At 62.2% G+C, this 26,854-nt stretch carries 25 protein-coding genes; 18 read left to right on the top strand and 7 right to left on the bottom strand.

What is annotated here, in order from left to right; translation table 11 throughout:
• Together Q0887_RS06765 and Q0887_RS06760 are read right to left on the bottom strand one after the other, a co-directional pair.
• Positions 1 to 1,566, bottom strand: a complete 1,566-nt coding sequence (locus tag Q0887_RS06765) for a cryptochrome/photolyase family protein (RefSeq protein WP_299193415.1) — start codon at positions 1,564 to 1,566, stop codon at positions 1 to 3.
• Between the two features lie 35 nt (positions 1,567 to 1,601).
• Entirely contained in the window at positions 1,602 to 3,767 is a 2,166-nt protein-coding gene (locus tag Q0887_RS06760) for a primosomal protein N' (RefSeq protein WP_299193414.1), read from the bottom strand.
• A 51-nt stretch (positions 3,768 to 3,818) separates the two neighbouring features.
• Here Q0887_RS06760 and Q0887_RS06755 point away from each other — a divergent pair, with 51 nt between their 5' ends.
• The 5 genes from Q0887_RS06755 (at position 3,819) to Q0887_RS06735 (ending at position 8,456) form a co-directional block, all read left to right on the top strand.
• Positions 3,819 to 4,517, top strand: a complete 699-nt coding sequence (locus Q0887_RS06755; protein WP_299193413.1) for a DUF4197 domain-containing protein — start codon at positions 3,819 to 3,821, stop codon at positions 4,515 to 4,517.
• Positions 4,518 to 4,636: 119 nt separating this feature from the next.
• A complete protein-coding gene (gene fsa, locus Q0887_RS06750; protein ID WP_299193412.1) occupies positions 4,637 to 5,290 on the top strand; it encodes a fructose-6-phosphate aldolase in 654 nt (217 codons plus the stop codon).
• Between the two features lie 83 nt (positions 5,291 to 5,373).
• A complete protein-coding gene (cobT, locus tag Q0887_RS06745) occupies positions 5,374 to 7,218 on the top strand; it encodes a cobaltochelatase subunit CobT (protein ID WP_299193411.1) in 1,845 nt (614 codons plus the stop codon).
• Positions 7,219 to 7,372: 154 nt separating this feature from the next.
• Complete coding sequence (locus tag Q0887_RS06740) at positions 7,373 to 7,927, top strand: hypothetical protein (protein ID WP_299193410.1); 555 nt, start codon at positions 7,373 to 7,375, stop codon at positions 7,925 to 7,927.
• A gap of 13 nt (positions 7,928 to 7,940) precedes the next feature.
• The gene (locus tag Q0887_RS06735) at positions 7,941 to 8,456 is read left to right on the top strand and encodes a DUF2846 domain-containing protein (RefSeq protein WP_299193409.1); all 516 of its coding nucleotides are present in this window, start codon (positions 7,941 to 7,943) and stop codon (positions 8,454 to 8,456) included.
• A 79-nt stretch (positions 8,457 to 8,535) separates the two neighbouring features.
• Here Q0887_RS06735 and Q0887_RS06730 read toward each other — a convergent pair whose 3' ends face one another.
• Entirely contained in the window at positions 8,536 to 9,633 is a 1,098-nt protein-coding gene (locus Q0887_RS06730; protein WP_299193408.1) for a toll/interleukin-1 receptor domain-containing protein, read from the bottom strand.
• A 134-nt stretch (positions 9,634 to 9,767) separates the two neighbouring features.
• On the opposite strand from Q0887_RS06730, the gene Q0887_RS06725 reads away from it, so the two are divergent.
• The 6 genes from Q0887_RS06725 to Q0887_RS06700 all read left to right on the top strand — a co-directional run bounded on the left by Q0887_RS06725 (position 9,768) and on the right by Q0887_RS06700 (position 16,824).
• Entirely contained in the window at positions 9,768 to 10,430 is a 663-nt protein-coding gene (locus Q0887_RS06725) for a nitroreductase (protein WP_299193407.1), read from the top strand.
• 145 nt (positions 10,431 to 10,575) lie between these two features.
• Positions 10,576 to 12,021, top strand: a complete 1,446-nt coding sequence (cysS, locus tag Q0887_RS06720) for a cysteine--tRNA ligase (protein WP_299193406.1) — start codon at positions 10,576 to 10,578, stop codon at positions 12,019 to 12,021.
• Positions 12,018 to 12,641: a class I SAM-dependent methyltransferase gene (locus tag Q0887_RS06715; protein WP_299193404.1), complete on the top strand. Its 624-nt coding sequence runs from the start codon at positions 12,018 to 12,020 to the stop codon at positions 12,639 to 12,641. The genes cysS and Q0887_RS06715 overlap by 4 nt, the downstream gene beginning before the upstream one ends.
• A complete protein-coding gene (locus Q0887_RS06710; RefSeq protein ID WP_299193402.1) occupies positions 12,638 to 13,576 on the top strand; it encodes a D-2-hydroxyacid dehydrogenase in 939 nt (312 codons plus the stop codon). The genes Q0887_RS06715 and Q0887_RS06710 overlap by 4 nt, the downstream gene beginning before the upstream one ends.
• 184 nt (positions 13,577 to 13,760) lie before the next feature.
• Positions 13,761 to 15,419, top strand: a complete 1,659-nt coding sequence (locus Q0887_RS06705) for an acetolactate synthase large subunit (protein WP_299193400.1) — start codon at positions 13,761 to 13,763, stop codon at positions 15,417 to 15,419.
• A 25-nt stretch (positions 15,420 to 15,444) separates the two neighbouring features.
• Positions 15,445 to 16,824: an aldehyde dehydrogenase family protein gene (locus Q0887_RS06700; protein ID WP_299193399.1), complete on the top strand. Its 1,380-nt coding sequence runs from the start codon at positions 15,445 to 15,447 to the stop codon at positions 16,822 to 16,824.
• A gap of 133 nt (positions 16,825 to 16,957) precedes the next feature.
• On the opposite strand, the gene Q0887_RS06695 is transcribed toward Q0887_RS06700, so the two are convergent.
• Entirely contained in the window at positions 16,958 to 17,371 is a 414-nt protein-coding gene (locus tag Q0887_RS06695; protein ID WP_299193397.1) for a hypothetical protein, read from the bottom strand.
• Entirely contained in the window at positions 17,361 to 17,606 is a 246-nt protein-coding gene (locus Q0887_RS06690) for a hypothetical protein (protein WP_299193396.1), read from the bottom strand. Before Q0887_RS06690 ends, Q0887_RS06695 begins: the two co-directional genes overlap by 11 nt.
• 159 nt (positions 17,607 to 17,765) lie before the next feature.
• On the opposite strand from Q0887_RS06690, the gene Q0887_RS06685 reads away from it, so the two are divergent.
• Both Q0887_RS06685 and Q0887_RS06680 read left to right on the top strand, forming a co-directional pair.
• The gene (locus tag Q0887_RS06685) at positions 17,766 to 18,434 is read left to right on the top strand and encodes a S24 family peptidase (protein ID WP_299193395.1); all 669 of its coding nucleotides are present in this window, start codon (positions 17,766 to 17,768) and stop codon (positions 18,432 to 18,434) included.
• A 387-nt stretch (positions 18,435 to 18,821) separates the two neighbouring features.
• A complete protein-coding gene (locus Q0887_RS06680) occupies positions 18,822 to 19,463 on the top strand; it encodes an MBL fold metallo-hydrolase (protein ID WP_299193394.1) in 642 nt (213 codons plus the stop codon).
• 107 nt (positions 19,464 to 19,570) lie between these two features.
• Here the strand turns inward: Q0887_RS06680 and Q0887_RS06675 are convergent, their stop codons facing one another.
• Entirely contained in the window at positions 19,571 to 19,969 is a 399-nt protein-coding gene (locus Q0887_RS06675) for an MAPEG family protein (protein ID WP_299193393.1), read from the bottom strand.
• Positions 19,970 to 20,219: 250 nt separating this feature from the next.
• Here Q0887_RS06675 and rpmF point away from each other — a divergent pair, with 250 nt between their 5' ends.
• The 5 genes from rpmF to Q0887_RS06650 all read left to right on the top strand — a co-directional run bounded on the left by rpmF (position 20,220) and on the right by Q0887_RS06650 (position 23,404).
• Positions 20,220 to 20,402 (top strand): 50S ribosomal protein L32, encoded by a 183-nt coding sequence (rpmF, locus tag Q0887_RS06670; RefSeq protein WP_299193391.1) that lies wholly within the window; start codon positions 20,220 to 20,222, stop codon positions 20,400 to 20,402.
• Between the two features lie 26 nt (positions 20,403 to 20,428).
• On the top strand, positions 20,429 to 21,529 hold the full coding sequence (gene plsX / locus Q0887_RS06665) for a phosphate acyltransferase PlsX (RefSeq protein ID WP_299193390.1): 1,101 nt from the start codon (positions 20,429 to 20,431) through the stop codon (positions 21,527 to 21,529).
• Positions 21,526 to 22,503, top strand: a complete 978-nt coding sequence (locus Q0887_RS06660; protein ID WP_299193388.1) for a beta-ketoacyl-ACP synthase III — start codon at positions 21,526 to 21,528, stop codon at positions 22,501 to 22,503. The genes plsX and Q0887_RS06660 overlap by 4 nt, the downstream gene beginning before the upstream one ends.
• 124 nt (positions 22,504 to 22,627) lie before the next feature.
• Entirely contained in the window at positions 22,628 to 22,927 is a 300-nt protein-coding gene (locus tag Q0887_RS06655) for an integration host factor subunit alpha (RefSeq protein WP_299193386.1), read from the top strand.
• Between the two features lie 36 nt (positions 22,928 to 22,963).
• On the top strand, positions 22,964 to 23,404 hold the full coding sequence (locus Q0887_RS06650) for a MerR family transcriptional regulator (RefSeq protein ID WP_299193384.1): 441 nt from the start codon (positions 22,964 to 22,966) through the stop codon (positions 23,402 to 23,404).
• 7 nt (positions 23,405 to 23,411) lie between these two features.
• Here the strand turns inward: Q0887_RS06650 and Q0887_RS06645 are convergent, their stop codons facing one another.
• Entirely contained in the window at positions 23,412 to 26,834 is a 3,423-nt protein-coding gene (locus Q0887_RS06645; RefSeq protein ID WP_299193383.1) for an AAA family ATPase, read from the bottom strand.
• Positions 26,835 to 26,854: the final 20 nt, after the last annotated feature.

Below are 26,854 nucleotides of genomic sequence, written 5' to 3'. Positions count from 1 at the left end.
TTAATCGCCTCGCGCCCATCCTTTGCTGGCTGGCTGAAGCGTGTCGAGGAATTTCTGGGCGCTTTCCAGATAGTCGCGCTGCTTGTCATCGCCCATCCGGTCCCAGGTGGAGTAGACGCGCCCGACGCGGTGGTTGCTTTTCAGCCGGTCGCGGTGGCGGTCCATAAAGTGCCAGTAGAGCGGGTTGAAGGGGCAGGCGCCATCGCCCGTCTTCTTGGCTGGCGAATAGCTGCATTCCTTGCAGTAGTCGGACATTTTGTTGATGTAATTGCCGCTCGCCGCATAGGGCTTGGTCGCCAGATTTCCGCCATCGGCGAAGAGGATCATGGCCGAAACATTGGGCAGCTCGACCCACTCATAGGCATCGGCATAGACGGCGAGATACCAGTCCTGCACATCGCGCGGATTGATCCCGGCAAGCAAGCAGAAATTGCCGAGCACCATCAGGCGCTGGATGTGGTGTGCATGGGCGTTTTCGCGGGTGGAGCGGATGCAGTCGGCGAGGCAGCGCATATCGGTCTCGCCGGTCCAGAAGAACTCGGGCAGCGCGCGCTGGGCTTTGAGCTGATTGTCGCTCTCCAGCCCCGGCATATAGTGCCAATAAAACCCGCGCACATATTCGCGCCAGCCGATGATCTGGCGGATGAAGCCCTCGACCGAATTGAGCGGAGCCTTGCCGTCTTGGTAAGCCTTCTCGGCGCGCTCGCACAGGTCGAGCGGGTCCAGCAGGCCGAGATTGATGCTGGTTGAGAGCATTGAGTGGTAGAGATCGTCCGACCCGTGGACCATCGCGTCCTGATAGGGGCCGAATTGCTCGATCCGTTCGGCGAAGAAAGCATCGGTGGCTTTCTCTGCCTGATCGCGCGTGACCGGCCAGTCGAACCGTTCGAGCGAGCCGAAATGACCGCCGAATGTGTCCTCGACCAAGGCGATGACCTCGCAGGTGATGTCGTCGGGTTCGAACTTCGGCCGGTCCGGCACAAACAGTGCGCCGTCTAGCGCTTCGCGGTTCTCAGAATCGTAGTTCCATTTGCCGCCTTCGGGTTTTCCGTCTTCGCGGATGAGCAGGCCGGTCTTCTTGCGCATCTCGCGGTAGAAATGCTCCATGGTGAGGTGCTTGCGCCCATCGGCCCAGTCGCGGAATTCTGCGTGTGAGCAGAGGAAGCGGTCATCGGGCAATATCTCGACGTCGCAGGCGAACTTGTCGGGCCACTCCTCGATCGCTTGCTGCACCCGCCATTCGCCCGCTTCGACGATATGGATCGCGCGCGGATCGTGCCGTTCGACCGCGCGCGCGACCTCGCCGGTGAAGCTGCCCGCATTGTCCGGATCGGTGAGCTTGATGTAATCGACGTTCCACCCGGCATCTTCCAACTCGGCAGCAAAGTGGCGCATCGCGGAGAAGATCAGCGCGATCTTCTGCTTGTGGTGTTTGACGTAGGTAGCCTCGTCCCAGACCTCCATCATCAGGATCACAGTGTCGTCCTTGGTGCGGCCGCGCAGGCTCGCCAGCGTGCGGGTCAGCTGGTCGCCAAGGATCGGAACGAGAACGGGTTTGTCAGCCATGGTTTTGCAATGCGCGGAGGCGCGAAAAGTGTCCTTCAAACAAAGGAATAGGGATCGATATCGATACCGACTCTCACTCCGGGGGGGAAGTCCTGCTGCTCGATCCAGCCGCGCAGGGCCTCCTGCAAATTGGCGCTGCGGCGCGCATTGATGAGGAAGCGGTAGCGGTAGCGGTTGCGCAGCAGCGCAAGCGGGGCGGGCGCGGGGCCGAGGATATAGAGGTCGTCGAGATGCGGACGTGTATCGCCCAGCCGGACGGCAGCTGCGCGAGCCTCGCGCTCTTCCTCGGACGAGATGATGATCGCGGCCCAGCGGCCAAAGGGCGGGGCACCGGCGTCGCGGCGCGCCTCGGTTTCGGCGGCGTAGAAGGCGTCTCGGTCGCCATTGGCAAGCGCGGCGATGACGGGCGCGTCGGGGTGGCGGGTCTGGAGCAAAACCTCGCCCGGTTTCGCGCCGCGCCCTGCACGGCCCGCGACTTGCGCGACCTGCTGGTAGGTGCGCTCGGCAGCGCGCAAGTCTCCGCCTTCAAGGCCCAGATCGGCGTCGATCACTCCCACCAATGTCAGCTCGGGAAAGTGGAAGCCCTTGGTCACAAGCTGGGTGCCAACGATCACGTCGATCGCCCGCGCTTCGGCCTGCGCGATAAACTCGGCCGCCCGTTCTGGCGAGCCGAGCGTATCCGAGGTGGCGACCGCAATGCGCGCTTCGGGGAACAGTTCGGCGATCTCGTCCGCGATCCGTTCGACGCCGGGGCCGCATGCGACCAGACAATCGCCTTCGCCGCATTCGGGGCAGGTTTCGGGAGGCTTGGTTTCCAGCCCGCAATGATGGCAGGCGAGACGCGAGGACAGGCGGTGTTCGACCAGCCACGCACTGCAATTGGGGCATTGGAACCGGTGCCCGCAATTGCGGCAGAGCGTCAGCGGCGCGTAGCCGCGCCGGTTGAGAAACAGCAGCGACTGCTCGCCCGCCTCGAGCCGCGCCTCCAGCCCTTCGATCAAAGGCGCAGACAGCCAGCGACCGGCGGCGGGTTTCTCGACAGTCAGATCGACCAGCTTGATCGCGGGCAATTGCGCGCCACCGAACCGGCTGGGCAGCTCCAGTTTTGTGTAAGTCCCGCTATTGGCCATGTGCAGGCTCTCCAGCGCCGGAGTTGCGCTCGCCAGCACCACCGGAATTCCCTCGAACCGCGCGCGCATGACCGAGACGTCGCGGGCGTTGTAGCGCACGCCGTCATCCTGCTTGAAACTGATCTCGTGCGCTTCGTCGACCACGATCAGGCCGAGATTGGCATAGGGCAGGAACAATGCTGAACGGGCACCCACGATCACTTGCGCCGAACCGTCCGCAATTGCTCGCCAAGCCCGCCGCCGCTCTTTGGATTTGAGCGAGGAGTGCCACTGGACGGGCGCAGCTCCAAAGCGGTCTTCAAAGCGGGTGAGGAAGTTTTCCGTCAGCGCGATTTCGGGCAGCAGCACCAGCACCTGACGCCCCATCCGGATCGCTGCGGCGACAGGCTCGAAATAGGTTTCGGTCTTGCCCGATCCGGTGACGCCATCGAGAAGGAAGGGTTCAAACTTGCGCGCCTCGACCGCGTTCACCAAGGTCCCGGCGACGCTCAGCTGGTCGGGCGAGAGCGCGGGTTGGTGATGATCGGCGTTCGCTTGAGGGTAGGGGCGGTCGATCGACACGCTCACCGGCTCGATCACTCCCTGATTGACGAGGCCGCGCAAGACGCCGGTCGATACTCCGGCAATCTCGGACAGCTCGCGCAACGTGCCTTGCTCATCGCCGAGCGCTTCGATTGCGGCGGCGCGCTGCGGGGTCATGCGTTCGGGCGTCCCGCCGGTCAGCCGGTATTCGGTCATGGTGGTCGGCCCGCCCAAGGCTCCTCCGCTGGACAGGACCATGCGCGCGACGCTGGCGAGACGGGCGCAGTAATAGTCGGCGGACCATTCGATCAGGCGGCGAAGCGGCGCGGCGAGCGGAGGCACAGCGACCACTTCGCGCAAAGGCCGCAGCTTGCTCGCATCAACCTCGTCCCCTGGCAAGCGCCCGTGGTCCCACACGATCCCGGTGACGGTGCGCGGCCCCAAAGGCGCAACCACAACGCTGCCCGGCTCGACACGCATCCCCTCGGGCACGCTGTAATCGAGCGAGCCAAGCGCAGCATTGAGGACAAGAAGTCGGACACGGTTCATGATAGGCCCTCAATATGGGCGCGATCAGCACATTACGACAAGGATTGAACGATGGATATGAACGGGCGCGATGAGTTCAGCACGGAGCGGCGCAGATTGCTGATGGCGGGAATTGGCGGAGCGGCAGTGCTGGCTCTGCCCGCATGCGCCACCATTCCCGGTTTCAGCCTGACCGAAGCGGTACGGCGTCTGCTGCTGCGTTCGACCGAACAGGCCTTCGCCCGGCTGACCGCGCCTGACGGATATTGGGACGCGCAGGTCGCACGGCTTGGCCTCGGCAACCTGCTTGGCACGCGCGGTGACACGCTGTCGCGGATTCTCACATCGACCCTGTTCAAGGATCGGCTGGAAGGGGTCTTTGCCGACATCGCCATCGAAGGGTCTTACGTCGCCGCGCCGATTGTGACCGATGCGGTGCGGACAATCGGCTTTGCCAATGCGGTCGAGCTTGTGCGGGGCGGTCCGCGCGCGGCAACCACGGCGCTGCGCGGCGAACTGGGCGGACGGCTGATTGACGAGATGGTGCCCGAACTGGGCGAGGCAATCCGGATCGCCTCCGACCCGCTGGTGGCGGAATTGCTGAACGCGGCCACCGGAGCCGATATTGGCGGCGCTGCGCAAAGGCTGGCGGGCAATATCGACGATGCGATCTGGACCGAGATCGGTACGGAAGAGGCCGCGATTCGCGCCAATCCCGAAGCGACCGGCGACCCGCTTTTGATCGGCGTATTTGGCGTCGCTGCCGGTTAGCAACCGCTTAGATGTGGGCGGTCTAGCGCTTTTTCCGGCCCGCATCTGGCCACTATCGGAGGGCTGTGCCAATCAGAACGGCACGAATCGCCACCGCCAGATGCAGGAGCCGCCGCGCCATGAAATTCTTTGCCGACACCGCCGAGATTGCCGAGATCAAGGAACTGGCCGCGACCGGCCTGCTTGACGGGGTTACGACCAACCCGTCGCTGATCCACAAATCGGGCCGCGACTTCATGGAAGTGACGCGCGAGATTTGCGGGCTCACCGATGGCCCGGTCAGCGCAGAGGTGGTCGCGCTCGACCACGAGACGATGATGCGCGAGGCCGAAGTGCTGCGCAAAATTGCCGACAATGTCTGCATCAAAGTGCCGCTGACGGTGGACGGGCTGAAGACCTGCAAGGCGCTCAGCGAAGATGGCACGATGGTCAATGTGACGCTGTGCTTCTCGGCCAATCAGGCACTGCTCGCGGCGAAAGCGGGGGCGACTTTCATCTCACCCTTTGTTGGGCGGCATGACGACAATGGCTTTGACGGCATGGACCTCATCAGCGACATCCGCCTGATCTACGACAATTACGACTTCGACACCGAGATCCTTGTCGCCAGCGTGCGCCACGCGACGCATATTCTCGAAAGCGCCAAGATCGGGGCGGACGTTATGACCGCACCGCCCAAGGTGATCCTCGGCCTGTTCAAGCATGTGCTGACCGACAAGGGGATCGAAGGGTTCCTGAAAGATTGGGAAGCGACCGGTCAGTCGATCGTTTAGGGCATCGTTTGAACCTGCATTATCTGATTTGGGAGTAAGCTTGCGCTTCCGCAGATGGGCGGGAATGGCTAACGAGCTTCGCAATGGCCGAAGAATCTCCTCTCGATAAGTTCAAACAGGCTTTGACCGGCGCGAGCCGCGCGATTGCGCGCGATGCCGAGGTTGAAGTCGCGTGGAGCGCCGATGTGCCCGGAGCCTCGGGCAATCGTTTCCGCGTGCCTTTGCCCGGACGCGATCTGCCGGGCGAACAAGTCACTGAAGCGCGCGGCTTTGCCGACAGTTTCGCGCTCAAGCTGCGCCACCACGACGCTGGGCTGCACGCGGTGGGCGCTCCGCCAGAGCCGGTTGCGCGCGCTTGCTATGATGCAATCGAGCAGGTGCGCTACGAGGCGCTGGGCGCGAACCGTTTTGGCGGGATCAAATCCAACCTCGACGCGGCGACTGAAATGCGCACTGCGGGCGACCAGATCACCCGCGCGCAAAACTCTTCCGAGGTGCCGCTGCAAACCGCGCTTTCGCTGATGCTGCGCGAACAGCTGACCGGTGAGGCAATCCCCGAAAGGGCGCAAGCCGGGGTAGAGCTGGTGCGCGAATTTATCGAGGACGCTGTGGGAGGGGACTTCACCGCCCTGTCCGACAGTCTCGACGATCAGGAAGCCTTCCAGAAGCTCGCGCTCGACATGCTGCGCGATCTCGATCTGACCCGTCTGAGTGACGCTCCCGACGAAACCGACAATGACGATTCGGACGAGGAAGACGGTCAGGACGAGGACGAGTCCGGCGACGAGCAGCAGGAAGGCGACGGCGACCCCCAAAGCGCCGAGACCGCCGCCGAAATGGCCGAGGGTGACGGTGAGGGCGATTCCGACACCGAGATGTCGGCGGATCAGGAAATGCAGGACGGCGAGCCGGGCGAAGAAGGCGATGCCAGTCAGGCACCCGTGCGCCCGAACCGTCCGCAAACCGACATCCCCGGCGGGCTCGACTACAATGCCTATACGGAGCGCTTTGACGAGGAAATCGAAGCGCCCGAATTGTGCGATGCCGAGGAACTCGACCGGCTGCGCGCCTATCTCGACAGCCAGCTGACCGGATTGCAGGGTGTGGTGACGCGGCTTGCCAACCGGCTCCAGCGCCGGTTGATGGCACAGCAAAACCGCAGCTGGGATTTCGATCAGGAAGAGGGTGTGCTCGACGCGGCGCGCCTCAGCCGCGTGATCGTCTCGCCCGGTACGGCCCTATCCTACAAGGTCGAGCGCGACATCGACTTCAAGGACACGATTGTCACGCTGCTGATCGACAATTCCGGTTCGATGCGCGGCCGGCCAATCAGCATCGCCGCGATCAGCGCCGATATTCTTGCGCGCACGCTGGAGCGCTGCGGGGTCAAGACCGAAATTCTCGGCTTCACCACCCGCGCGTGGAAAGGCGGGCAGTCGCGCGAGGCATGGCTCGCCGATGGCAAACCGCCTACGCCGGGCCGCCTCAACGATCTGCGCCACATCATTTACAAACAGGCCGACGAGCCATGGCGCCGCGCGCGCCGCAATCTCGGCCTAATGATGCGCGAAGGGCTGCTCAAAGAGAATATCGACGGCGAGGCGCTGCTCTGGGCGCATTCGCGGCTGATGTACCGGCCTGAAGAGCGCCGCATCCTGATGGTGATCTCAGACGGCGCGCCGGTCGATGACAGCACTTTAAGCGTCAATTCGGCAGGCTATCTCGAGGCGCATCTGCGCGGCGTGATCGACTGGATCGAGAAAGTCTCCCCCGTCCAGCTCGTCGCCATCGGCATCGGACACGACGTAACCCGCTATTACCGGCGCGCGGTAACGATCATGGATGTCGAACAGCTAGGCGGCACGATCATGGAGCAGCTCGCGGAGCTGTTCGAGGATGAGAAGGGAACAACGAGAGGACGACGCTGACCACCTTGACGAGCAGGTCGAGTTGCAGGATATTCCAGATACTTAAAGCGAAAAGAGGGGTCGAATCGCTTTGCTTCCATTATTCTTTTTATTGCTTGGACAGCCGGTGCCTGCATCGGACGCCACGGTTGAAACTCAAAGCACAATTGAGGCGGTGAGCGAAGTGCTAGAGGAAGTGGCTCCCGGTCCGCCCGAGAGCGGAAATACCGCTGTCCCGGCGTCAATCGAAGTCACTATCCCCAGAACCCATCCGATCCTCATCACCATTGAAAGTCAGGTCGGATCGAAGATCAGCGAAGCGCGCGACTTCTTCCCAATTAGGCTCGCTGATGCGGTTGTAATCGACGGCGTTGAGGTGCTCCCAGCCGGTCTAGAAGGTGAAGGACAAGTGGTGCACGCCGAAAGAGCAGGATTTGCCGGTTCAGCAGGGGAGCTTATTCTCGCTGCACGATATCTCCAATATGGCGAACGACGGATAGATTTGCGCAGCTTCCGCTTTATCGAGGAAGGCGAAGAATTGTCTTTCCGCGGCACCGATAACACAGGAGCAGTCTCCGCGACTGTTGCTGCGCTAGGCCCGCTGGGTTTTCTGATCGGCGGAGGTAACACCACAATTGAGCCCGGAACATTGGCGCGCGCCAAGATCCGTAATGACGAAGTCTTCGAAATCGCCGTTGGGCAGGGGGCCCCGGTTGATATCGCTGAGTAAGAGGGACGTAAAAATGAAGAAATTGATTGCAGCGTTCGCGATCGCGACCGCAACTCCTATCGCTTTTGTGGCTAGCGCTCCGGTCGCTATGGCTGATGAAGAGGAGGGTTTCCAGGTTCCAACCCCGCCGGAAGGCATGGGACAGATCGTCTTTTATCGCACCGGCGGACTTTCGGGCGCGGCGCTGGGTTGTGCGGTGTTCAATGCAGGCGAGGAAGAAAAGCTTAGCTCGCTGGGTTCGGGACGCTATTTCGTGCTTGTTTCGGAGCCAGGTGAACGCAACTTCGCCGTCAAGTCGCTCGAAACTGACGATGCGCTAACGCTGGAAGTTGAAGAGGGCGAGACTCAATTTGTGCGCTGCAAGATCAAGTCAGGCTTCTTCTCAGGCCGCGCCAATATCGCACCCAGCTCTCTGCGTGAGATGAACCGTCGTTATCGCAATCCCAAGTTGGTCGATGCCGATGATATGTCTGAAGCCGTTAGGATGACCAACTATCCTGAAACGACTGTCGACGAAGCTGCTCAGTGATTGCTGAACGGTAGTATTGCAGGCCAGTAGAGACCAGTGGGTGGTAATGCCCACTGGCCCGGCCGAGGACGCTTAACCTCTACTGCGGCTCCACCCTGATCTGAAATCCGCAGGGCTCGATCGAGCAGGCGAACATCTGCAAGCGCACGGTAAATTCGGCGCTGCGGATCGGGGTAACGTCGAGGATCGGGTAGTCGTCCTCCAGCACGTCCTCGTCGATCATGTTGCCGTTCTCATCGTAGAGCCACATGTCGATGTCCGAGCAATCCATGTCGCATTCGGCCACGAGCCGGTAGCTTGTGTTGGCGTTCAACCCGACGGCGAAGCGTTGCTCTTCACCCTGCCGGAGTGCGCCGTTGAATGTCTGAGAGGCGGTGGTGAACACTGGGCCGGAAGCTGCCGGGGGCGCCTGTGTCGGAACGGGCGCAGGAGGCGGGGCAGGTTCAGGATTGATCGGTGCACTATCGATTGAACGGTCATCCAAGGCGGGCATATCGCTAGTATCAGCCAGAGCCACAGGGTTGCCGCTATCGCCAACAAGATAGGGATCGTCGTCACCTGAGCCACTTATCGCGGCTACAACCAGCGCGCCGCCGCCCAGCAATCCCACACCTCCCAATCCGAGCGCGGTGTAGAGCGGAGCTTTGGACGAAGGTGTTTGCTGAGGCTGAGTTGATGGTGCCGAAGCGGGTGTAGGTGCCGGAGAGGGTGCTGGAGCGGGCGCTACCGGAGGTGATGCCGCTGCCGCACTTGCCGCGCCGGCCGCAGCTGCGCCCAGCGACTCTCGTTCGCCGCACAGGTCACGCAGGCTTTCCTGCACCTTTTTCCAGCCGATGTGATCGTCTTCACCCTGCCAATCGCCAAGGTCGGCGAACTGGATCTGGTTGAAGGGGAGCGGCGGCATAATATCGCCAAGGGCCGTCTGGATCAGTTTCTTCTGGCTGCGCGCCATGTCGGCCTCTGCCCGCACCCATTCGCTGTCGCGCGCGCTCGGCGACCAGACCACAATGGCGGCATTGGCGTTCTCGATCTTGTCGGTGATGACCTCGCCATAGCTTTTGTGCGGGGGCAGTTCGGCATCCCACCAGACCTCATATCCGGCCTGCTGGATGGCTTTGGCCAGCCGCGCGACCGCATCAAGATCCTGACGCGAATAGGATATGAAAACATCGACCATATTTGCCCCCTTAAGCGGTACGAACCCGCTCACCGTCCGGCACGTTACTATGCCTGTATGGGGGCGTGCAAGTCGCAGTCCTGTCCGCATTGGTAGCTTGCCCTTGGAGCGGGTGCTGTCTAGCACTCGCGGCCATGAACGTATCAGAAGCAGTCACCACCCGCCGCTCCGTCCGCGAGTTTCTCGAAAAACCGGTTGATCTCGGCACCCTACGCCGGGTGATGGAAACCGCACGCTGGGCCGCATCGGGCTGCAATTATCAGCCGTGGGAGGCGACCATCCTCACCGGCCAGCCGCTCAAGGATTTGCAGGCCAAGATCACCACGACGCCGCCGCAGCAGGCCGAATATGACTGGACCGCGCCGGGGCAGGAGGACGCCTACAAGCAGCGCCTTAACGCCGTGTCGAAAGGCATGTTCGGCTCCATGAATATTGCCCGTGATGATGGCGAGGGGCGAATGAAAGCGATGATGCGCAACGCCACCAGCTTCGACGCGCCAGCGGTCATGTTCGTCTATTTCCCGCGCCTGATGAAGGAAGCGCAATGGTCGGACACCGGCATGTGGCTGCAAACCGTAGCGCTGCTGCTGCGCGAGGAAGGGCTCGATAGCTGTTTCCAGGAATATATGGCGCTCTACGCCAATGTGATCCGCGACCATCTGGGGCTGGACCATGACCGCTATATGCTCTTTTGCGGCATGGCGATCGGCTACCGCGATCCGGACGCACCGCTCAACAATTTTGAGCGCGAACGCGAGCCGTTGGACGAGACTGTGAAGTTTCTAGGATTCGAATAGGTTTTCGTCATTGCGAGCGAAGCGAAGCAATCCATGAATCAATCAAGTGAGTTGCTTGGTTCGGCCATGGATTGCCGCGTCGCTTTGCTCCTCGCAATGACGAGATAATTGACGCGGGGCAGGAGGCTCGCCAAAGCGCCACCCAATGACCGACCTCAAACTCTTCAACTCGCTCACCCGCGAGATCGAACCGTTCGTTCCCGTCCATGAAGGCGAGGCGCGCGTTTATACCTGCGGGCCGACGGTCTACAATTACCCCCATATCGGCAATATGCGCGCCTATGTCTTTGCCGATATTCTGGGCCGCACGCTGAGCCACAAGGGCTTTGATCTCACCCACATCATCAACATCACCGACGTGGGCCATCTCACTGATGATGCCGATGAGGGTGAGGACAAGATGGAGAAGATAGCTGCCGAAAAAGCGCAGTCGATCTGGGATATCGCGCGTCATTACACCGAGGCCTATTGGGCCGATGTGAAGGCGCTGGGCATCCGCCAGCCGGCCAAGTGGTCCATCGCCACCGACTATATCGAAGAGATGCTCGATTTCGCGAAGAGCATCGCCGACAAGCACTGCTACGAACTGGAAAGCGGCCTCTATTTCGATGTGTCGACTATCGAGGATTACGGCAGGCTTGCGCGGGCCGTTACCGAAGACGGAGAAGGCCGGATCGACACGGTTGAAGGCAAGCGCAACGCCGCCGACTTTGCGATCTGGCGCAAGACGCCTGCGGGCGAGACGCGGCAGATGGAATGGAATTCGCCGTGGGGCAAGGGCGCGCCTGGCTGGCATCTGGAATGCTCGGTAATGGGTGAGAAGCTGCTTGGCTTTCCCTTCGACATTCACACTGGCGGGATCGACCACCGCGAGATTCACCACCCCAACGAGATCGCGCAGAACCAGGCCTTTTGCGGCTGCGGTGGCCTGTCCGAAGCTACCAATAGCGGGGCGCGGATATGGATGCACAACAACTTCCTTGTCGAGCGATCGGGCAAGATGTCGAAGTCCTCGGGCGAGTTCCTGCGGCTGCAGCTGCTTGTCGATAAGGGCTATCACCCGCTCGCCTACCGGTTGATGTGCTTGCAGGCGCATTATCGCAGTGAGCTGGAGTTTAGCTGGGAGGGCCTGGATGCGGCGCTCACAAGGCTCAAACGGATGGTGATCGCAGCGCAAAGGCTTGTCGATGCGCCGTCCCAGCCGGTTGCCGAACATCCCAAATTCGCCGCTCCACTGACCAAGTTCGAAGAGGCGATCTCGGACGATCTCGGCACGCCCATCGCGCTCACAGCGCTCGAAGATGCATTGGCGGTCAAGAAAGTCGATGCGGGTATCAAGCGCGCGGTGGTCGAGTATATGGACGCCGTGCTGGGCCTCAGCCTGTTCGACCTCACCCGAGAGGCGCTTCGCATCCGGCCCAAAACGGCCACGATCACCGAAGCCGAAATCGAAGATGCGCTCACCCGCCGCAAGGCTGCGCGCGCCGAAAAGGACTTCGCGGCCTCCGATGCGATCCGCGATGAACTCAGCGCCAAGGGGGTCGAGGTAATGGACGGCGATCCGCTGGGCTGGGAGTGGAAGCTGGGGTGAGCGAGAACCGGCGCGATCATTGGCAGACCGTCTATCAGACCAAACAGGTCGACCGCGTCAGCTGGTTCCAGCCGAGCACCGCGCCATCGCTTGACGCGCTTTTGCGGCTGGGCGCGGGCAGCGACAATTCGCTGATCGATATCGGCGCGGGCGCTTCCCCGCTTGTGGCCGATCTCGCCCGCGCCGGTTGGGACGATCTCGCCATGCTCGACATCTCCGAAGCCGCGCTGGAGCTTGCGCGCGATGCGATGGGTGAAGCTGCGGACAAGGTCGAATGGATCGCTGCCGACATCACCCGCTGGTCGCCCCGGCGGCGCTACGATGTATGGCACGACCGGGCCGTGTTTCACTTTCTGACCGAAGCTTCTCAGCGCGATGCCTATCGCGGAGCTCTCGATAAGGGGCTCGCGCCGGGCGGGTTGTTGCTGATCGCAACATTCGCGCCCGACGGACCGGAGCAATGCAGCGACCTGCCGGTCCAGCGTTATGACGCCGCCGGCCTGTCACAAGCGCTCGGTGACAATCTGCGGCTGGTGGAGCATTGGCGCGAGGTGCATGTAACGCCGTGGCAGACAGAACAGGCCTTCACATGGGCCGCTTTTCGCAAGGAACCGACATGACCACCGTAGCCATCTCCGGCCTGATCCGCCCATTGCTCGAACCGCAATTGCCCGATGATCTCGACGTGCGCTGGTTCATGACTCACGAAGAGGCATTGGAAGCGGTGAAGGGCGCGGAGATTGGCTGGTTCGATTCCAACAACAAAGACGACATGGTGAAGTCGCTGATGGCGGCGACCGAGCTCAAGTGGCTGAACTCGATCTATGCGGGGCTCGATTTCCTGCCGATGGACGTGCTGGCAGAGCGCGGGATCACTGTTACGCATGGCGTGGGGATCAACGCGATCACCATTGCCGAATATGTGGTGATGGGGATGCTCAATATCGCCAAGGGCTACCGCGAAGTCGTGCGTGCGCAGGAACGGCGCGAATGGCTGCTCGACAGCCCCGGCAAGCGCGAACTGTCTGGCAGCAAGGCGCTGCTTCTCGGCTACGGAGCAATCGGACAGCTGATCAAACCGCGGCTCGAAGCCTTTGACGTCGATGTCAGCGTGGTGCGGCGATCCAAGGCTGAAGGCGTCCTCACCCCCGATGAATGGCGCGGAGAGCTGGGCGAGTTTGACTGGGTAATTCTCGCCGTGCCTTCAACGCCCGAAACCGAGAACATGATCGGCGCGGACGAGCTTGCGGCGATGAAATCCGACGCGGTGATCGTCAACATCGCACGCGGTGAAGTGATCGACCAGCCGGCTCTGGTCGCGGCGCTTGAAGGCAAGCAGATCGGCGGCGCGTTCCTTGATGTGACAACGCCTGAACCTTTGCCCGCAGACCACCCGCTCTGGGCGCTCGACAATGCGCATATCTCCATGCACCTGTCGGGCCGCGCGCAGGACAAGATGTTCATCCGCAGCGCCGCGCGTTTTCTGGAGAACCTTGCCAATTACCGCGCAGGCAAGCCCATCGGGCCGATCTTCGACCCCCGGCTGGGCTACTAATCACTACCTAAAACCCCTTCGCGCTTGGATTCTGACGGATTCCTGCAATACTCCCCTTCGCAATAGGGGCACTACGCTGCGCACACGCATGTGTAACGCCTCTGCGATGCGGCACGAATGGCGGGTATGAACACACCTGCACAGCCACTTCGCAATGGTGGATGCAAATTGGGGGGAATACAAAATGAGCGATACCAAAAAAGCTTCGGACGTTTTTATCGAATGTCTGGAGGCTGAAGGCTGCGAATATATCTTTGGCGTTCCGGGCGAGGAAAATCTCGACTTTCTCGATTCGCTAGGGCGGTCAGACAAGATCAAGCTCATCCTCACCCGCCACGAACAGGGCGCAGGCTTTATGGCTGCAACCTATGGCCGCCACACCGGCAAAACCGGCGTTTGCGTGGCCACACTCGGCCCGGGCGCGACCAACTTTGTGACAAGCGCCGCCTATGCGCAGCTCGGCGGAATGCCTGTGCTGATGATCACCGGCCAGAAACCGATCAAGAAATCGAAGCAAGGCCGTTTCCAGATCGTCGACATCGTCAGCCTGATGGAGCCAGTGACGAAATATTCGATCCAGATCGCAGCGGGTGACAACATCCCCAGCCGCGTGCGCGAAGCTTACCGCCTCGCCGAAGAGGAAAAGCCGGGCGCAACTTTGATCGAGCTGCCCGAAGATATCGCCGAAGAGCCGACCACCGACTGGCACCCGCTGCCCAAGAGCGTCGCGCGGCGGCCTAGCGCAGAGCCCAAGGCTGTGCGCGCGGCGGTGAAAGCCATCGAAGAGGCGAAGAACCCCGTTCTGGTGATCGGTGCAGGCGCCAACCGCAAATTGTGCGGCCGTATGCTCGAACAGTTCGTCGAGAAGACCGGCATCCCCTTCCTAACCACCCAGATGGGCAAGGGCGTGATCGACGAGCGGCATCCGAAATTCCTCGGCTGCGCGGCTTTGTCAGCCGGTGACTTCGTTCACCGCGCCGTCGAAGCCTCCGACTGCATTATCAATGTCGGCCATGACGTGATCGAGAAGCCGCCCTTCTTCATGCATGATAACGGCGTAAAGGTGATCCACGTTTCGACCCGCACGGCAGAGGTTGATCCGGTTTACTTCCCCCAGATCGAGGTCATCGGCGACATCGCCAATGCGATCTGGCAGATCAAGGAAGACATCAGCCCCAATCGCAGCTGGAATTTCGATCACATGCTCGCCTTCCACCAGGCAGAGCTGGAGCATACGGGCAAGCTGGCTGCAGATACCCGTTTCCCGATTTTCCCGCCGCATCTGGTGCAGCAGGTGCGCGATTGCCTGCCGCATGACGGGATCATCTGCCTCGACAATGGCGTCTACAAGATCTGGTTTGCGCGCGGCTACACCGCTTACCTGCCCAACACCGTGCTGCTCGACAATGCGCTCGCCACAATGGGGGCAGGCCTGCCAAGCGCGATGATGAGCGCGATGCTCTATCCCGATCGCAAGGTGATGGCGATCTGCGGCGATGGCGGCTTCATGATGAACAGCCAGGAGATGGAGACCGCGGTGCGCCTCGGCCTCAATATGACTGTGCTGATCCTGCGCGATGACGCATACGGGATGATCCGCTGGAAGCAGGCCAATATGGGCTTCAACGATTTCGGCCTGACCTATGGCAATCCCGATTTCGTCCAATATGCCGAAAGCTACGGCGCGAAGGGACACCGGGTCGAAAGCTCGGATCACCTGCGCGAAGTGCTGGCCCATTGCCGCGATACGCCGGGTGTCCACCTGATCGATTGCCCGGTTGATTACACCGAGAACGACCAGATCCTGAATATCGACATCAAGAAGCTCTCCGCAGAGCTTTGATCCTCCAGTCGATAAGGAAACGGATATGAGTCTCGAAGTCGTAAACCCGTTCGACCTCTCCCCGATCGGCAGTGTTCCTGTTGCATCGTGGGAAGAGGTGGATGCCTATCTTGCCGAAGCCCACGCGCTTTACCGCAACCGCGATGGCTGGATGAAGCCGCATCAGCGCGCCAAGATCCTCCACCGCGCAATGGAGATCATGGAGCAGCGCAAGGACCACCTTGCCCACCAGATCGCCAATGAAGGCGGCAAACCGCTGGTGGATGCAAAGGTTGAAGTCGACCGCGCGATCAACGGCGTGGAGCTGTGCATTCACGAAATGGGCGCGCTCAAGGGTACCGAAATCCCGATGGGGCTGACGGCGGCGGGCGATGGCCGTTTTGGCTGGACTTCGCGCGAGCCGATTGGGGTTGTGGTGGCGGTTTCGGCCTTCAACCATCCGCTCAATCTGATCGTGCACCAGGTCGCTCCGGCGGTGGCAACTGGCTGTCCGGTGATCGTCAAGCCTTCGGGCGACACGCCGCTTTCGTGTTTCGAATTTATCTCGATCCTGCACGAGGCGGGTCTGCCAGAGGGCTGGGCACGGGCAGTATCGCCGCCGCGCGATGTGTCGGAAAAACTGGTGACCGACCCGCGCGCTGCCTTCTTCAGCTTTATCGGGTCGGCTGCGGTTGGCTGGTCACTGAAGTCAAAGCTCGCGCCGGGCACGCGCTGCGCGCTCGAACATGGCGGCGTTGCTCCGGTGATTGTCGATCCCAGCGCGGATATGGACAAGACCGTGGCGAGCCTGACCAAAGGCGGGTTCTACCATTCAGGACAGGTCTGCGTGTCCGTCCAGCGCGTCTTTGCCCACAGCTCAATCGTCGGCGAATTGTCGAGCAAGCTGGCGGCGGCTGCCAACGCGCTCAAGGTCGGCAATGCGATCGACGGCGATGTCGAATGCGGCCCGCTGATCCGTCCGCGCGAAGTCGACCGTGTGGCCGAATGGGTCGAGGAGGCGCGCGCTGGCGGTGCCGAGGTGCTGTGCGGGGGCGAGAAGCTGTCCGACACGACCTACGCGCCGACTGTGCTGCTCAACCCCTCACCCGATGCGACGATTTCGAAGAACGAAGTCTTCGGGCCGGTGGTCTGCGTCTATTCCTACGACGATGTGAATCATGCGATTGCGCAGGCAAACTCGCTCGACGTGGCGTTCCAGGCGGCTGTGTTCACCAACGATCTGGCATCAGCGATGAACTCATACCGCAACCTCGATGCATCGGCGGTGATGGTCAACGATCACTCCGCCTTCCGCGTCGACTGGATGCCCTTTGCCGGGCTGAAACATTCGGGCCACGGCGTGGGCGGCATTCCCTACACGATGCATGAGATGACGATCGAGAAGATGATCGTGATAAATAGTTAGGGGCCACTTTCCCCTGTTCGTCATTGTGAGAAGCCGACAGGCGACGCGGCAATCCATAGCCTGACTTCGCGTCTTGGCTCGGCGTTCGTCCATGGATTGCTTCGCCTGCGGCTCGCAATGACGACGCATGAATTCAGCTCTCCTCCAACAGCAGCAGCACCGCTGTCACCACCATCCGCTCATCCGCGCCAAAGCGGTGGTCGACCTCGCGCACATTGGCGTCGGCGACCAGCTGGCCGGGGATGCGGAATTCGTGTTCGGGCAGTTGCTCGATAAACTCCTCGCCAACCTCGACCTCTTCCGCGCCCTGAAATTCGAGCATGATCTCGTGCCGCGTGCCTGAGAATGTGATCGAGCTCCACGGCGTCTCCTCATGGGTGAGCAGGTTCGCGCGCCCCTCGGCCAGCATCAGCACCGCCTCGCGCAAGCGGTCTGACGTGGTCCGGCGCGGGCGGTAACGGCGCGCGGGCGGGCGCTGGGCTCCGCCTGTCGACGCCGATTTGGTCTCCAGCGGCAGGTTTGCGGCGAGTTCGGCATCATACAGCATAGGAAAATTCCTTCGTTTCGAGCGAATGGGGCAGGCAGGCCAGGTGGCCGCGAACGGATCGGCTCGCCTCGAACTCTTCCATCCAGCGTAAAGTGCGCGCTTCCGTGGCGGCGCGCGGGATCCGGCCCATGCGCAGGTCCAGCACAAAGCGCGGATCATGCGCGGCCAGCCGTCCGAATTTGGTGGCGGGCATGTCGTGCTCGCGGAGGAATTTTTCGACTTTGCGTATCAGCATTTCTGATCCCCTGTCTTGTCCTGTCCATGCGGGGTGCGACCCCCAGAGTGACCCGAGCGAATCGCCCGGTGTTCACTAAACGTTCCATGCGAAATCCTACTTGTCTAGGAAAAATCTTTCATGTAGGAAGAATTTCTTGAATGAGCTGAGGAGCCCGCCATGACTGATCTCCAATCGGACCCCCGCAAGCGCCTGCTGGAATTGTCGCAGGAGCGCGGGGCGAGCCTTGCCAGCCTGTCCGAATTGCTCGGGCGCAATGCGAGCTATCTCCAGCAATTCATTAAGAAAGGTTCGCCGCGAAAGCTGGAGGAGGGCGACCGCCGGACGCTTGCGCGCGCGCTGGGTGTGGACGAAGTCGAGTTGGGCGGCCCGGGTGATGCCTCGCAGGAAAAATCCTACGCGCAATCCCCTAGCCGCGAATCAACCGAGTGGGTGGAAGTCGCAAGGCTCGATATCGGAGCCTCCGCGGGCCCCGGTGCTATGCCCGCATCCGAGGCCGCTTTCGACGCCTTCCGCTTCTCGCGCCGCTGGCTGGCCGAGCAAGGGCTGACCGGCGCGCAGCTATCGGCGATCACGGTGGAGGGCGATTCGATGGAGCCGCTGCTCAACAATGGCGACGAAATCCTGATAGACCGCTCCCCCCGCGCGTTCCGCGACGGCGTCCACGTCGTGCGCCTAGGCGACACTCTGATGGTCAAACGCGTCGCGCAAGCCGGGGCAGGGCGCTATTCACTCCTCAGCCAGAACCTCTCCTACCCGCCTGTTGACGTCAGCGCGGAGGAGATGGAGGTTATTGGCAGGGTTGTGTGGAAGGGGGGGCGGATATGACCATTTGTGATAAGTCGAGCGTTATGAGCGATTCGAAGTCAGCGACTTTCAATATCGGACCGGGCGACATCTACGAGGATTGCGCATATCATCCCTGCCTGTGCGTCGAGGCTTGCGAGGAAGATGACCAGATTTGGGGAGTATCCCTTATTGATGGTAGTCACCCGCGAAGCTGCAGTTTCTGGCACTGCGGTGTACGAAAGTTAACAGTGGCTGAGGCGTGGACTATCAAAAAAAAGCACCTGCGACATAACGGAGCTGACTGTTGGTGGGAGATGGATTAGCACGATTCCGAGTAGTTGCTTTGCATCAGACGTCTGGTTGAAATTGGTTGCAAAGCAAGCCACATCGCCCGGCATGACCCACCAACCCAAACCAACACCCCCTATGAAAGCCGCGATCATTCCGGTGACGCCGCTTCAGCAGAATTGCTCGCTGATCTGGTGCACGGCCACCAATAAAGCCGCGCTGATTGATCCGGGCGGTGATCTCGACAAGCTCAAAGAGGGTGTCGCTAAGGCTGGCGTTGATCTGGTCAAGATTTTCATCACCCACGGCCATCTCGATCATTGCGGTCAGGCGGGCATGCTGGCGGAGGAACTCGGGCTGCCCATCGAAGGCCCGCACAAGGACGATCTGTTCTGGATCGAGCAGCTCGACTCAGACGGGGCGCGCTACGGGATGGAGGCGGCGAGCTTCACGCCTGACCGCTGGCTGGAGAATGGCGACACGGTGACATTGGGCGAGTTGACGCTCGACGTGATCCATTGCCCCGGCCACACACCCGGCCATGTGGTCTTCTTCCACGCACCCAGCCGCTTTGCGGTTGTCGGCGACGTGCTGTTTCAGGGAAGCATCGGGCGCACCGATTTCCCGCGCGGCAATCACCAAGACCTGATCGACGCCATCACCCAGCGCCTCTGGCCGCTGGGCGATGACGTGATGTTCATCCCCGGCCACGGCCCGACCAGCACCTTTGGCCAAGAGCGCAAGACCAATGCGTTTGTGAGCGACTACGCGCTTTCTTGATTGCGCACCCGCCTCCGCGGGTGCGTCCTCGCTAGACGTGCAGCAAGCTGCACTCGCTGCGGGCGGGCAGTCGCCCTTTGACTGCCGTGACCAAGGGGTGGGAGCTCTTAGAGCACCCGCGCAGCGACCAGCGCTGCGAAAATGCCGAGACCCAGCAGCACCAGCAGAGTCACAATCGTGCCGACAAACCGGCCCCACTTCAGCGATGCGCCGTCCATGCCATAGGCGTGCAGGATGCGGCCGATGAAATAGACGCCTGCGACATAGGCAAGCCACGGCGCGCCTTTGCCGGCAAGCTCGATCGCTGCGATCAGGATCAGGACAAAAGGCGTGCTTTCGATGAAATTGGCCTGCGCGCGCATCCGGCGTTGCAGAGGCTCGCTGCCGCCATCGCCGATGCTGATCTCTGCCGCACGGCGGATCGCGCCGATCCGCAGCATCAGCCAGATGTTGAGAATCGCCGCAGCCGCAGCCGACGCCAGTGTAACCGTGAGCAAAGTGTCCATTTGATATCCCCTCAATGTGTCTTCTTGGATAGCTGCTTGGAGCTTCGTCTCACTGCTGGCAACTCCCATGCTTGCAACGGGCGATTTTTCCGTTATAGCGCGCGCCTTCCGCCACAACCGGCTCGGACGACGCATTCGCATGGGACTTTATCTTGTGCGCATCGGCCCCTTGCCCTAATGGCGACTATCGAAATCACCGGCGCGGGTTTCCCCGTCCAGACACATGTTTATTTGAGGAAGTGGCTTAGCCATGGCAGTCCCCAAGAGAAAAGTTTCCCCGCACCGTCGCGGTAATCGCCGCGCACACGATTCGCTGAAAGTCGAAGCATTCCAGGAATGCTCGAACTGCGGCGAACTCAAGCGTCCGCACAATCTGTGCTCGGCATGCGGCTTTTATAACGGCCGCGAAGTGATCGTGCCCAAGGGCATCTGACCCGTCAGTAAAGAAGGACCAGGCGCATGACTCTCCCGCGTATCGCAATTGACGCGATGGGCGGCGATGAGGGCGTGCGCGTCATGGTCGAAGGCGCGGCTATGGCCCGCCGCAAGCATGACAAGTTCAACTTCCTGCTCGTGGGTGACCGCGAGCGGATTGAACGCGCGCTTGAGAACCATCCGGGCATGGCGGGCGCGTCTGAAATCCTCCACTGCGACGATGTCATCAGCGGCGATGAGCAGCCTTCCAAGGCAATCCGCCGTGCCAAGACCACCAGCATGGGCCTCGCCGTCAACGCGGTGAAGGAAGGGCAGGCCGGAGCAGCGGTGAGCGCGGGCAATACCGGCGCGCTGATGGCGATGAGCAAGATTGCCCTTCGCACAATGCCCGGCATCGACCGCCCGGCGCTCGCGGCTTTGATGCCCACGCTGGAGCCGCATGATGTGGTGATGCTCGATCTGGGCGCCAATACAGAGGCCGATGCGCGCAACCTTGTCCAATATGCGGTGATGGGCGCGGCCTATTCGCGGATCGTCAACGGCTTTGAAAAGCCGAGCGTGCGCCTGCTCAATATCGGCACCGAAGAGATCAAGGGCACCGATGCTCTGCGCGATGCCGCGGCGCTGCTGACACAGGCCTGCGCGCGCGAAGAGGGCGCTCTGGCGCTCCAGTTTGACGGCTTTGTTGAAAGCGACAAGATCAATCGCGGCGAAACCCATGTGGTCGTCACGGACGGTTTCTCGGGCAATATCGCCTTGAAAGCGATCGAGGGATCGGCGCGCTTTGTGACCGACCTTCTGAGGCAGGCTTTCACCAGCTCGCTGCGCTCCAAGATCGGCTTTCTGGTCTCGCGTCCTGCGACCGAGCTGCTCAAGCACCATCTTGACCCCAACAACCATAATGGCGCGGTCTTCCTTGGCCTCAACGGCGTCGTGGTGAAAAGCCATGGCAGCGCGACAGCAAAGGGCGTCGCCCACGCGGTCAATGTCGCGGCCAAACTTCTCGAAGACAAGCTGACCCAGCGTATCGCGCAAGACCTTGCCGAACTGGGAGAAGACGCGCTGCGCAGCAACGGCACCCCTTCCGCAGCCGCCGCGAGCAGCCAAGACGGAGCCACTAAGTGACCGGCTCGCGCCTGCTTGGCTCAGGCTCTGCATTGCCAAAGCGGGTGGTGCCGAATGCCGAACTCGCCGCGCAGATCGACACATCGGATGAGTGGATCGTTGAGCGCACCGGCATCCGCCAACGCCATATCGCTGGCGAGGGGGAGACCACCGCGACTCTCGCCACACAGGCCGCGCGTGCCGCGCTTGCCGATGCGGGCCTAGAGGCCAAGGATATCGGTTTAATCATTGTCGCGACCGCCACTCCGGACAACACATTCCCGGCGACCGCGACCAAGGTCCAGCACGCGCTGGGCTGCAATGGCGGGGTCGCGTTCGATGTCGCGGCGGTGTGTTCGGGCTTCCTCTACGCGCTGACCACTGCCGATTCGCTGCTCGCAACCGGCACTGCGAAGCGCGCTTTGGTGATCGGCGCAGAAACTTTCAGCAGAATTCTCGACTGGGAAGATCGCACGACCTGCGTGCTGTTTGGCGATGGCGCGGGGGCAGTTGTGCTCGAAGCGCCTGACGCTGCCAATCCGGCGCGCGAAGGCGGGCCGGGCGTGCTCGCAAGCCGGCTTCACGCCGACGGCGCGCAGCACGATTTGCTCTATGTCGATGGCGGACCTTCAACCACGCAAACGGTCGGCCATCTGCGCATGAAGGGCCGCGAAGTGTTCCGCCATGCGGTGGTAAACCTTGCCAGCGTCCTTGGCGAAGTCCTTGAAGACGCTGATCTTTCGGCTGATGACATCGACTGGGTCGTGCCGCATCAGGCCAATGCGCGGATCCTCGATGCGACCGCGAAAAAGCTCGGCATTCCGGCTGACAAGGTGATCGTCACCGTGGACCAACACGCCAACACATCGGCTGCTTCTGTCCCGCTCGCCTTTGATGTGGCGCGCAAGGACGGGCGGATCAAATCAGGCGATCTGGTCATGTTTGAAGCGATGGGCGGCGGCTTTACATGGGGCGCAAGTCTGATCCGCATTTGATCTTTGCGCGCGGCTTTACCGCGAATAAACCACGGTTTTCGACCGGCTACATTGCCCAATTGCAATTTTTTCAATACAAACAGCCGCAATCCGTAGGGGCCGCGTTTTTGAGGGAGAGATGCGTATGATGCGTTCGGTGGGTACGCTAACCCGCGCCGATCTGGCCGAGACAATCAATCGCAAGATGGGTTTCAGCCGGGCCGAATCGCTCGAGCTGGTCGAAGCCATTCTCGACAAGATGACGGGCGCGCTGGAAAATGGCGAGAACGTCAAGATTTCAGGCTTTGGCAGTTTTGTCCTGCGCGACAAGAATGAACGGATTGGCCGCAATCCCAAGACCGGGGTCGAAGTGCCGATCACTTCGCGCCGCGTCCTGACATTCCGCGCCAGCCAGCTGCTCAAGGAACGGATTGCGAAGGGCTAACCGGCCCGATCAGGACAATCCCGATAGAGGACTAGCATGGTCGAATTTAATGATGGCAAGGATCGCGCCGCCTTTCGCACAATTGGCGAGGTGAGCGAGGCTCTTGGCATCAAGCCGCATGTCCTGCGCTATTGGGAGCAGCAGTTTTCGCTGCTCAAACCGATGAAACGCAGCGGCGGACGACGGCTCTACCGCCCCAATGACATCGAAATGGTCGAAGCGATCAACCGGCTGGTGAACGAAGAGGGCTACACGCTCAAAGGGGCCGAAGCGGTGCTGCGTTCAAGCGGCGCGTCCGGCATGGACCGGCGGCGCGAAGACCGGCGCGTCGGGGACCGGCGAGCCAATGCCGGTGACGGCCAATCGCGCAGGGCCGACGATACAGGCGCGGCCGAAGCGCCCAAGCCGGACTACTCTGACGCAATTGCCAAACTCAAAAACCTGCGCGGACGGCTGGCCAAGGCCATCGAAGCCTAAGAGCGCTTCATTCCGCCGCTAGCAATTCGGCCTCACCCAGATCGACACTGACAAGGCGCGAGACGCCTTTTTCGGCCATCGTCACCCCGAACAGCCGGTGCATGCGGCTCATCGTCACGGCGTTATGCGTGACGATAAGATAGCGCGTGTTGGTGGTGCGGACCATCGAATCGAGCAGGTCGCAGAAGCGCTCCACATTGGCATCGTCGAGCGGGGCGTCGACTTCGTCGAGAACGCAGATAGGTGCGGGATTGGTGAGGAACAGGGCAAAGATCAGCGCGGTCGCTGTCAGTGCCTGCTCGCCGCCCGATAGCAGCGAAAGCGATTGCAGGCGCTTGCCCGGCGGCTGGGCGTAAATCTCCAGACCTGCCTCAAGCGGATCATCGCTATCGACCAGTGCGAGATGCGCCTGACCGCCTTGGAACAGGCGGGTGAACAGCACGCGGAAATGCCCGTCCACTTCCTCGAAAGCCGCGCGCAGACGTTCGCGCCCTTCGCGGTTGAGATTGCCGATCGAATTGCGCAGGCGATTGACCGCTTCGGTCAGTTCGGCCTGTTCGCTGGCACTGGTGCCGTGCTCTTCCTCGATCCGCGCAAGTTCCTCGGCGGCGACGAGATTGACCGGCCCGATCCGCTCACGGCTGGCGGTGAGGCGGTCCATTTCGTCCGATTCTTCGCTGGCGGGTTTGACCGTGCTGTCGTCAAAGTCGAACCGCTCGCCCAGCATCGGGGGAGGGCACTGGAACCGCTCGCCCGAAATCCGCGCCATCTCGCTGCGGCGGGCTTCTTCGTTCTCCGCCCGGGTGGCCAAAGTAGCGCGGCCTTCGCGCGCCACGGCGAGGCTTTCTTGCGCATCGGCGAGCTTGCGGTCGGCACTGTTGCATGCCTCCTGACACAGATCCATCGCCGCTTGCGCTGCCTCAAGCTCCCGCGTCAGCCGCGCGCGCACCGCATCGCCTTGCTCAATCTCCGCCATCAGCGAGGCGGGCTTGGCAGCGATGACTGCGCGCTCTTCCTCGATCTCCTCAAGCCGCATTCCGGCATTGGCAACGCGGGTGGCCGCTTCGCCCGAGCGCGCCTTCCAGCTCGCATGATCGGCCTGCTGCGCCGCCAGTCGCTCGCGCGCCACGGCCAACCCCTGATCGTGTGAGGCGAGTTCGGCGAGTGTGGCCTGCACGGCGGAGCGCGAGGCTTCGTTCTTGGCCTGCGCAGCCTCGAGCGCGGCGCGTCCGGCGTCGGGCGCGGGCAGCGCTTCGCGGGCATCGCGCGCTTCGGTCAGTTCGGTCTGCGCAAGGGCCTGTTGTTCTTCGAGATCACCCGTGGCTTCGGCCAGTTCGGCCAGCCGCGTCGCGATCCGTTCCTTGGCGGCTTCAGCCGAATCGAGACCCCGCAAGGCCGCGCGTTCGGCCTCGATTGCGCCTGCGATCTCGCGCTCCTGCGCCACAAGAGCGGTCTGGAGCGCGGACAATTCCTCGCGCGCGGTGGTCTCATTGGCAGCGGCAAGTTCAGCCGCGCCGCGTAGGTCGGGGAGCTGCACTTCCAGTTCGGCGAGCCGGTTCGCTGCTTCGAGTGTCGCGGCCTCTGCTGAGCCTTCGCCGCGCGCGACAAAGCCGTCCCAGCGGCGCAAATGTCCGCCGGTCGTGACCAGCCATTCGCCCGGGCCGAGCGTCCGACCGTCATCCTTGGCGGCGCAATGGACCAGAGCGAGGCGCGCGCGCAGTTCTGCGGGGCAGTCGCTGATATGGTCGAGAATGCTTTCGGCCACGGGAGAGGGTGCGTTGCTGCCGGTCCAGAAACGGCCGTCGCTGGCCTGAGGCGGCGCGCCAAGCGGCGACTTCGCATCGCGGCCCAGCACGGCGGCGATGGCGCGTTCATAGCCCTTGGCCACGCGCACCTTGTCGAGCGCTGCGGGCAGGCCTTCGCGGTTCTTCGCCCGTTTCTCGCGCGCGTCGCGGTCACGGGCGAGGGCGGAATATTCGCGCTCGATCCCGGCCAGTTCGGCACGCGCGGCGGAGAGCGCGCTGGCGGCTTCGTCGCGGGCGGTCTGGAGCTCACCCTTGCGCGCCTGGTCGTCTTCGAGGCGGGTGCGCAAGCGGGCGACTTCGCGCGCAGCCTCATCGGCGGCTTCGCGCGCTTCGGCGACGGCGGTTTCGGGATTACCCGCGCCGCTCAGTTCGGCGCGCGTCGCGGCAATCCGTTCGCCTTCGCGGGTCAGACGGGCGAGCCGCGCTTCGGCCTGTTCGATGGCTGCTTCAGCAACGCGCCATTCGGCCTCTACGCCTGCATGGTCGGCGGTTGCTTTGGCCAGCGCGAGTTCGGCGGCGCGGCTGGCGCGTTCGGCTTTTTCGGCAGCGTCGGCGACACCGGGGCGAGTGGTTTCGGCCTCGCTCACGCTTTTCTGCGAGGCTTCCAATTCGCGTTCGAGCCGCGCGAGCGCATCGGCGGCGTCATTTGTCATGCGGTCGGCAGCGACGCGGTCTTCCTCCAGCCGTGCGCGTTGGCGTTCCAGATCGGCAAGCCGCGTTTCGGCAGCTTCCAGCTTTTCCGACAGCGCCGCCATCCGGTGCCCATGCGCGCTGGCATCGTCGCGCCGGTCGGTCAGTTCCTCGCGCGCTTCGGCAAGTTTGCTGGCGGCTTCGGCCTGTTCCTTTTGCGCGGCTTCGGCTGCTTCTTTCGCAGCGGCAACCCGCGCCTCGGCTCCCTCAGCCGCCTCGCGCGCTTCCTTCGCGGAGTAAGCCGCATCGCGCCAGCGGGCGAAGACCAGCCGCGCTTCGGCATGCTGGATCTGCTCGGTCAGCTTGGTGTAGCGCTCTGCCTGCTTGGCCTGCCGTTTGAGCGAGGCCATCTGCGAATCCAGCCCCGCCATCAAATCTTCGAGCCGTTCGAGGTTCTTCTCGGTCGAGCGCAGTTTGCTCTCGGCATCCTTGCGCCGCACGTGAAGCCCCGCGATCCCTGCGGCTTCTTCGAGCATGGCGCGGCGTTCGGTCGGCTTGGCGGCGATCACCTGCGCGATCTTGCCTTGGCTGACGAGCGCGGGTGAGTGCGCGCCTGTTGCTGCATCGGCAAAGGTCAGCGCGACATCCTTCGCGCGGACATCGCGGCCATTGACGCGGTAGGCGCTGCCCGCACCGCGCTCGATCCGGCGGGTGACGACCAGTTCCTCGTCCTGATCGTCGGCAGCGTGCAGGACCACTTCGGCAAAGGCGCGCGAGGGACGGCTGTCAGTGCCGGCGAAGATCACGTCTTCCATCCCGCCGGAACGCATCGACTTGGGCGAGTTTTCGCCCATCACCCAGCGGATTGCCTCGAGCAGATTGGACTTGCCGCAACCATTCGGCCCGACAACGCCTGTCAGGCCTGGCTCAATCCGCAATTCAGCCGGCTCTACGAAGCTTTTGAAGCCAGAGAGTTTGAGCCGGTTGATTTGCATGGGTGGTTGCTGTGCTCCCG

It is taken from the genome of uncultured Erythrobacter sp., from assembly GCF_947492365.1.
In the GTDB taxonomy this organism is placed as follows: domain Bacteria; phylum Pseudomonadota; class Alphaproteobacteria; order Sphingomonadales; family Sphingomonadaceae; genus Erythrobacter.
Note: the sequence above shows the minus strand (reverse complement) of the source record. Positions and strands in the feature narration are given on the sequence as shown.

Excerpts from the sequence above, each read along its gene's own strand:
- Q0887_RS06765 (WP_299193415.1), bottom strand. The coding sequence starts at position 1,566 with ATGGCTGACAAACCCGTTCTCGTTCCGATCCTTGGCGACCAGCTGACC.
- Q0887_RS06760 (WP_299193414.1), bottom strand. The coding sequence starts at position 3,767 with ATGAACCGTGTCCGACTTCTTGTCCTCAATGCTGCGCTTGGCTCGCTC.
- Q0887_RS06755 (WP_299193413.1), top strand. The coding sequence starts at position 3,819 with ATGGATATGAACGGGCGCGATGAGTTCAGCACGGAGCGGCGCAGATTG.
- fsa (WP_299193412.1), top strand. The coding sequence starts at position 4,637 with ATGAAATTCTTTGCCGACACCGCCGAGATTGCCGAGATCAAGGAACTG.
- cobT (WP_299193411.1), top strand. The coding sequence starts at position 5,374 with ATGGCCGAAGAATCTCCTCTCGATAAGTTCAAACAGGCTTTGACCGGC.
- Q0887_RS06735 (WP_299193409.1), top strand. The coding sequence starts at position 7,941 with ATGAAGAAATTGATTGCAGCGTTCGCGATCGCGACCGCAACTCCTATC.
- Q0887_RS06730 (WP_299193408.1), bottom strand. The coding sequence starts at position 9,633 with ATGGTCGATGTTTTCATATCCTATTCGCGTCAGGATCTTGATGCGGTC.
- Q0887_RS06725 (WP_299193407.1), top strand. The coding sequence starts at position 9,768 with ATGAACGTATCAGAAGCAGTCACCACCCGCCGCTCCGTCCGCGAGTTT.
- cysS (WP_299193406.1), top strand. The coding sequence starts at position 10,576 with ATGACCGACCTCAAACTCTTCAACTCGCTCACCCGCGAGATCGAACCG.
- Q0887_RS06710 (WP_299193402.1), top strand. The coding sequence starts at position 12,638 with ATGACCACCGTAGCCATCTCCGGCCTGATCCGCCCATTGCTCGAACCG.
- Q0887_RS06705 (WP_299193400.1), top strand. The coding sequence starts at position 13,761 with ATGAGCGATACCAAAAAAGCTTCGGACGTTTTTATCGAATGTCTGGAG.
- Q0887_RS06700 (WP_299193399.1), top strand. The coding sequence starts at position 15,445 with ATGAGTCTCGAAGTCGTAAACCCGTTCGACCTCTCCCCGATCGGCAGT.
- Q0887_RS06695 (WP_299193397.1), bottom strand. The coding sequence starts at position 17,371 with ATGCTGTATGATGCCGAACTCGCCGCAAACCTGCCGCTGGAGACCAAA.
- Q0887_RS06690 (WP_299193396.1), bottom strand. The coding sequence starts at position 17,606 with ATGCTGATACGCAAAGTCGAAAAATTCCTCCGCGAGCACGACATGCCC.
- Q0887_RS06685 (WP_299193395.1), top strand. The coding sequence starts at position 17,766 with ATGACTGATCTCCAATCGGACCCCCGCAAGCGCCTGCTGGAATTGTCG.
- Q0887_RS06680 (WP_299193394.1), top strand. The coding sequence starts at position 18,822 with ATGAAAGCCGCGATCATTCCGGTGACGCCGCTTCAGCAGAATTGCTCG.
- Q0887_RS06675 (WP_299193393.1), bottom strand. The coding sequence starts at position 19,969 with ATGGACACTTTGCTCACGGTTACACTGGCGTCGGCTGCGGCTGCGGCG.
- rpmF (WP_299193391.1), top strand. The coding sequence starts at position 20,220 with ATGGCAGTCCCCAAGAGAAAAGTTTCCCCGCACCGTCGCGGTAATCGC.
- plsX (WP_299193390.1), top strand. The coding sequence starts at position 20,429 with ATGACTCTCCCGCGTATCGCAATTGACGCGATGGGCGGCGATGAGGGC.
- Q0887_RS06655 (WP_299193386.1), top strand. The coding sequence starts at position 22,628 with ATGATGCGTTCGGTGGGTACGCTAACCCGCGCCGATCTGGCCGAGACA.
- Q0887_RS06650 (WP_299193384.1), top strand. The coding sequence starts at position 22,964 with ATGGTCGAATTTAATGATGGCAAGGATCGCGCCGCCTTTCGCACAATT.
- Q0887_RS06645 (WP_299193383.1), bottom strand. The coding sequence starts at position 26,834 with ATGCAAATCAACCGGCTCAAACTCTCTGGCTTCAAAAGCTTCGTAGAG.